Origin of the sequence: Citrobacter sp. Cpa228 (genome assembly GCF_030333085.1) — a bacterium.
GTDB lineage: Bacteria > Pseudomonadota > Gammaproteobacteria > Enterobacterales > Enterobacteriaceae > Citrobacter > Citrobacter pasteurii.
The window spans coordinates 1-5,289 of the sequence record NZ_JAOWGQ010000034.1 but is presented as its reverse complement, the minus strand read 5'-3'; the positions used below and the strand labels follow the sequence as shown (position 1 = coordinate 5,289).

Sequence of the window (5,289 nt, the reverse complement as noted above, 5' to 3'; positions counted from 1 at the left end):
GCAACAACGCCCGCGCCAACGGTACGGCCGCCTTCACGGATTGCGAAACGCAGACCGTCATCCATCGCGATCGGGTGGATCAGGGTAACAACCATTTTGATGTTGTCGCCCGGCATTACCATCTCTACGCCTTCCGGCAGTTCGATGGTACCAGTCACGTCAGTAGTACGGAAGTAGAACTGCGGACGGTAGCCTTTGAAGAACGGAGTATGACGGCCGCCTTCGTCTTTGGACAGAATGTACACTTCAGATTCGAACTTGGTGTGCGGCTTGATAGAGCCCGGCTTAGCCAGTACCTGACCACGTTCGATTTCTTCACGTTTGATACCACGCAGCAGAACACCAACGTTCTCACCAGCACGGCCTTCGTCCAGCAGTTTGCGGAACATTTCAACGCCAGTACAGGTAGACTTGGCAGTCTCTTTGATACCAACGATTTCAACTTCTTCACCAACTTTGATGATACCGCGTTCTACACGACCGGTAACAACGGTACCACGACCGGAGATGGAGAATACGTCTTCGATTGGCAGCAGGAACGGCTTATCGATAGCACGTTCTGGTTCCGGGATGTAAGAATCCAGGAAGCCAGCCAGTTCGATGATTTTCGCTTCCCACTCTGCTTCGCCTTCCAGCGCTTTCAGAGCAGAACCACGAACGATCGGCGTGTCATCGCCCGGGAAATCGTACTGAGACAGAAGTTCACGAACTTCCATTTCTACCAGTTCCAGCAGCTCTTCGTCATCAACCATGTCGCATTTGTTCAGGAACACGATGATGTACGGAACGCCTACCTGACGACCCAGCAGGATGTGCTCACGAGTCTGCGGCATCGGGCCGTCAGTCGCAGCAACAACCAGGATCGCGCCGTCCATCTGCGCAGCACCGGTGATCATGTTTTTAACATAGTCGGCGTGGCCCGGGCAGTCTACGTGCGCGTAGTGGCGAGTCGGGGTGTCATATTCAACGTGAGAAGTGTTGATGGTGATACCACGTGCTTTTTCTTCCGGCGCGTTATCGATCTGATCGAATGCGCGAGCAGCACCGCCGTAGGTTTTAGCCAGAACGGTAGTGATTGCAGCGGTCAGCGTTGTTTTACCATGGTCAACGTGGCCGATAGTACCGACGTTAACGTGCGGTTTAGTACGTTCAAATTTTTCTTTAGACATCGATTGTCCCTCTAAGACACGGATAAATCGGTGATATCACCACATCAACCAGGCAATATACCTGAGCTGTTGAATGCTTTTAAAAGTAAACAGAGAGAAACGGGAAGGAGAAGTGAAGTGGTGCTGATACCCAGAGTCGAACTGGGGACCTCACCCTTACCAAGGGTGCGCTCTACCAACTGAGCCATATCAGCACGTCTGGAGCGGGCAGCGGGAATCGAACCCGCATCATCAGCTTGGAAGGCTGAGGTAATAGCCATTATACGATGCCCGCATCCTGAAACTCGGCTACCCAGTTCTTTCTGTAACAAAAAAGAGATTTCTCTCTTTTATGTTCGAGCTGATTAAATTTTTAACCAACTCAGGCGGCGATAACGCTGCCAGAAAGTGGTGGTGGGGGAAGGATTCGAACCTTCGAAGTCTGTGACGGCAGATTTACAGTCTGCTCCCTTTGGCCGCTCGGGAACCCCACCGGACTTGATGGTGCCGACTACCGGAATCGAACTGGTGACCTACTGATTACAAGTCAGTTGCTCTACCTACTGAGCTAAGTCGGCATCAAGTAGCGCGCATTTTATGGATACCTGCGTGCTCATGCAACTAAAAAATTGCATAAAATGTTCTTCCGCTCACATTTTGCACTATACGTCCGATAAATAATCTATTTCTTATCTGAATTGCACAAATTTCCAACGTTGGGCGTTATAACCGGATAGGGTTTTGCTCCGTTATTCACGTCCAGACAGAGAGAAAGCACATCTTTATACATCTGGAATACTCGTCACAATGCTTTTCAGGGGACGATTTTTTCTTATTATTCCCCCTCATCTGGTGTTACCCTCCTGCCCATTGTCCAAATTAACTGAAATGTGCGTGCCATTGCGTGCCGGGGATGATTTCGTTTTTTATCACTGACCTGATATAGCAATGACAGCCAGACCATGCGTATGAGTATAAAAGAGCAAGCGTTAACGTCGCCTTACCTACAGTTTGATCGCAACCAGTGGGCTGCGCTTCGTGATTCAGTGCCGATGACCCTGACCGAGGAAGAGATTGCTCGTCTGAAAGGCATTAACGAAGACTTATCGCTGGAAGAAGTTGCTGAGATTTATTTGCCTCTATCGCGTTTGCTAAATTTTTACATCAGTTCGAACCTGCGGCGTCAGGCTGTGCTGGAGCAATTTTTAGGCACCAACGGCGAGCGTATTCCTTATATCATTAGCATTGCTGGCAGCGTCGCTGTCGGTAAAAGTACGACTGCGCGCGTGTTGCAGGCGTTACTGAGTCGTTGGCCCGAGCATCGTAAGGTTGAGCTGATTACAACAGATGGTTTTCTTCATCCTAACCAGGTGTTGAAAGAACGTGGACTCATGAAGAAGAAAGGCTTTCCTCAGTCCTATGATATGCACCGTCTGGTTAAATTCGTTTCCGATCTGAAGTCTGGCGTCCCCAACGTTACGGCACCGGTCTATTCTCATCTTATCTATGATGTAATCCCTGATGGTGACAAAACGGTTGCCCAGCCGGATATATTGATTCTCGAGGGGCTCAATGTATTACAAAGCGGAATGGACTACCCCCACGACCCGCATCATGTATTTGTTTCTGACTTTGTCGATTTTTCTATTTACGTTGATGCGCCAGAGGAATTACTGCAAACATGGTATATCAACCGTTTCCTGAAATTCCGCGAAGGGGCATTCACCAACCCAGACTCTTATTTCCATAACTATGCTAAATTGTCCGAAGATGAGGCAATCAATACTGCAATGTCGCTCTGGAAAGAGATTAATTGGTTGAATTTAAAGCAGAACATACTACCAACGCGTGAGCGGGCCAGCTTGATTATGACCAAGAGTGCCAATCATGCCGTTGAACAAGTCAGGTTAAGAAAATAAAAAAAGGGGAGCCAATGCTCCCCTTCTGCTTATTATTCAGCGCTTCTAAGCGATATTTCCCCACCCATCCATGGCTTTATCTCACCATTCTGCTCAAGCAGCAATGCACCTTGCGCATCTATTCCTCGTGATATGCCAAATATTTCTTTATCACCAATAATGAGTTTAACCGGGCGATTGATAAAGTTATCAAGTGCCTTCCAGCGTGATAAATAAGGCACTAACCCCTCTTGCTCAAATAGTATCAGTGCAGCACGAAGCTCGCGGATCAGCCGTGCTGCCAGAGTATTGCGGTCAATGTTAATCCCTGCTTCCTGTAGATTAATCCAGCCTTGATTAACCACATTCTCTTCAACTCGACGCATGGACATGTTAATACCTGCACCAATAACAATCTGCGCGGCATCACCCGTCTTACCGGTAAGTTCTACCAGGATCCCTGCCAGCTTACGGTCGAGCAAATAGAGATCGTTCGGCCATTTAACACGTACTTTATCCGCACCCAGATCGCGTAATACCTCGGCCATGACAATACCAATCACCAGGCTCAGGCCAATCGCCGCTGCCGGGCCCTGCTCCAGGCGCCAGAACATAGAGAGATACAGGTTAGCGCCAAAGGGAGAGAACCATTTACGTCCACGGCGACCACGCCCGGCCTGCTGATATTCGGCGACGCAGGCATCTCCTGACTCCAGTTGACCAATTCGATCCAGCAGATACTGGTTGGTTGAATCGATTACGGGTAGAACAGTGATGTTCCCGCCGCCCAGCTGAGAATAAATAACGGATGAGTCTAAGAGCTGGATGGGCTCTGGTAAGCTGTAGCCTTTACCTGGAACAGTAAATACATCAACGCCCCAGTCGCGTAGCGTCTGGATGTGTTTGTTGATCGCTGCACGACTCATTCCCAGTTTTTCACCGAGTTGCTCACCTGAATGGAATTCGCCATCAGCCAATAATGAGATGAGCGTCAGGGGGACGGTATTATCCTTCATGCGATGATCTCCACAGCATTCACTTCACCCTGCGGGCCCATGAATCTAACCTCTGGCTCAAGCCAGACATTAAACTTCTCACCCACTTTATGTCGTACATGATGTGCAAGTTGCACGACATCCTGGCTCGTCGCATTACCCGCATTGATCAGTACCAGTGCCTGTTGTTGATGTACTGCTGCGCCACCAATACGCATGCCTTTAAGCTGGCATTGATCGATGAGCCAGCCAGCAGCCAGTTTTACAGAGCCGTCAGCCTGCGGGTAATGAGGCGCAGTCGGAAATTTAGCCAGAAGTTCCTGTGCAATATCAGCGCTGACAACCGGATTTTTAAAGAAGCTCCCCGCGTTGCCCTGTACTTTTGGGTCGGGCAATTTTGTGGTGCGCATATGGCAAACAGAGTCAAAAACCTGCTGAGGTGTCACGGTTGCAGGATCCAGACGCGTCAGGTCGCCGTAAGTCAAAACGGGCTGCCACTGTTTAGGCAAGCGCAGACCAACGGCTACAATCGCGAAACGATCCTGGTACTCATGCTTGAAGATGCTGTCACGGTAACCAAATCGACATTCTATGGCGTTAACACGCAGATGTTTGCCGGTCGAAAGCTCTACGCAGTCTACGTATTCGCAGACGCGCTGCAGCTCTACACCATAAGCACCAATGTTCTGGATTGGCGATGAGCCAACACAGCCGGGAATAAGCGCCAGATTTTCCAGTCCAGGCATGCCAAGCTGCAATGTATGCTGTACCAGATGATGCCAGTTCTCACCAGCCCCAACGTGTAGATACCACGCGTCAGGCTTCTCTGTAACCTCTATACCTTTGATACGGTTGACGATCACCGTGCCATGGAAGGTATCAAGAAACAGGACGTTACTCCCCTCACCCAGAATCAGTACCGGATGGTTTAATACATTGGCAGCTTGCCAGGCGCTCAATAGTTGTTGCTCATTTTCAGCACAAACAATCTCGTTGGCAGACTGGTCAATGCCGAAGGTGTTCCAGGCTTTAAGGGAGTGATTCATAGACGCTTTCCTGATGCAAAATCGCGCTTAGTTTACCGCATATGCCACAGGATGGCTTGTTTTATGGAAGCGTGGGGTTGCTTTGCACCCGATGGCACACGCTGCGACGCATCCGGCATTTTCGCACAGACGCAAAAAAGCCCATCCGTCAGGATGGGCTTCTTCACTTTAATTAATGCCTGGCAGTTCCCTACTCTCGCAT

4 protein-coding genes, 4 tRNA genes and 1 pseudogene are annotated in these 5,289 nt (G+C 49.6%); 2 read left to right on the top strand and 7 right to left on the bottom strand.

Annotated features, from left to right (window positions below; translation table 11 throughout):
- From tuf to OGX91_RS03900, 5 genes are all read right to left on the bottom strand, one after another.
- The coding region (gene tuf, locus OGX91_RS03920) for an elongation factor Tu (protein ID WP_049014834.1) at positions 1-1,169 on the bottom strand (1,169 nt) is incomplete at its 3' end.
- A 118-nt stretch (positions 1,170-1,287) separates the two neighbouring features.
- Positions 1,288-1,363, bottom strand: a tRNA-Thr gene (locus tag OGX91_RS03915).
- 5 nt (positions 1,364-1,368) lie between these two features.
- Positions 1,369-1,443: transfer RNA gene (locus tag OGX91_RS03910), tRNA-Gly, on the bottom strand.
- 114 nt (positions 1,444-1,557) lie between these two features.
- Positions 1,558-1,642: transfer RNA gene (locus OGX91_RS03905), tRNA-Tyr, on the bottom strand.
- 8 nt (positions 1,643-1,650) lie between these two features.
- Positions 1,651-1,726 (bottom strand) — tRNA-Thr (locus OGX91_RS03900).
- Between the two features lie 19 nt (positions 1,727-1,745).
- Between OGX91_RS03900 and OGX91_RS03895 the strand changes: the two are divergent.
- Together OGX91_RS03895 and coaA are read left to right on the top strand one after the other, a co-directional pair.
- Positions 1,746-1,826, top strand: a pseudogene (locus OGX91_RS03895) (hypothetical protein); the annotation flags it as partial.
- Positions 1,827-2,116: 290 nt separating this feature from the next.
- Positions 2,117-3,067: a type I pantothenate kinase gene (gene coaA, locus OGX91_RS03890; RefSeq protein WP_040232296.1), complete on the top strand. Its 951-nt coding sequence runs from the start codon at positions 2,117-2,119 to the stop codon at positions 3,065-3,067.
- Positions 3,068-3,099: 32 nt separating this feature from the next.
- Here coaA and birA read toward each other — a convergent pair whose 3' ends face one another.
- Positions 3,100-4,062 (bottom strand): bifunctional biotin--[acetyl-CoA-carboxylase] ligase/biotin operon repressor BirA, encoded by a 963-nt coding sequence (gene birA, locus OGX91_RS03885; protein ID WP_005132910.1) that lies wholly within the window; start codon positions 4,060-4,062, stop codon positions 3,100-3,102.
- Positions 4,059-5,087, bottom strand: a complete 1,029-nt coding sequence (murB, locus tag OGX91_RS03880) for a UDP-N-acetylmuramate dehydrogenase (RefSeq protein WP_005132912.1) — start codon at positions 5,085-5,087, stop codon at positions 4,059-4,061. The genes birA and murB overlap by 4 nt, the downstream gene beginning before the upstream one ends.
- Positions 5,088-5,289: the final 202 nt, after the last annotated feature.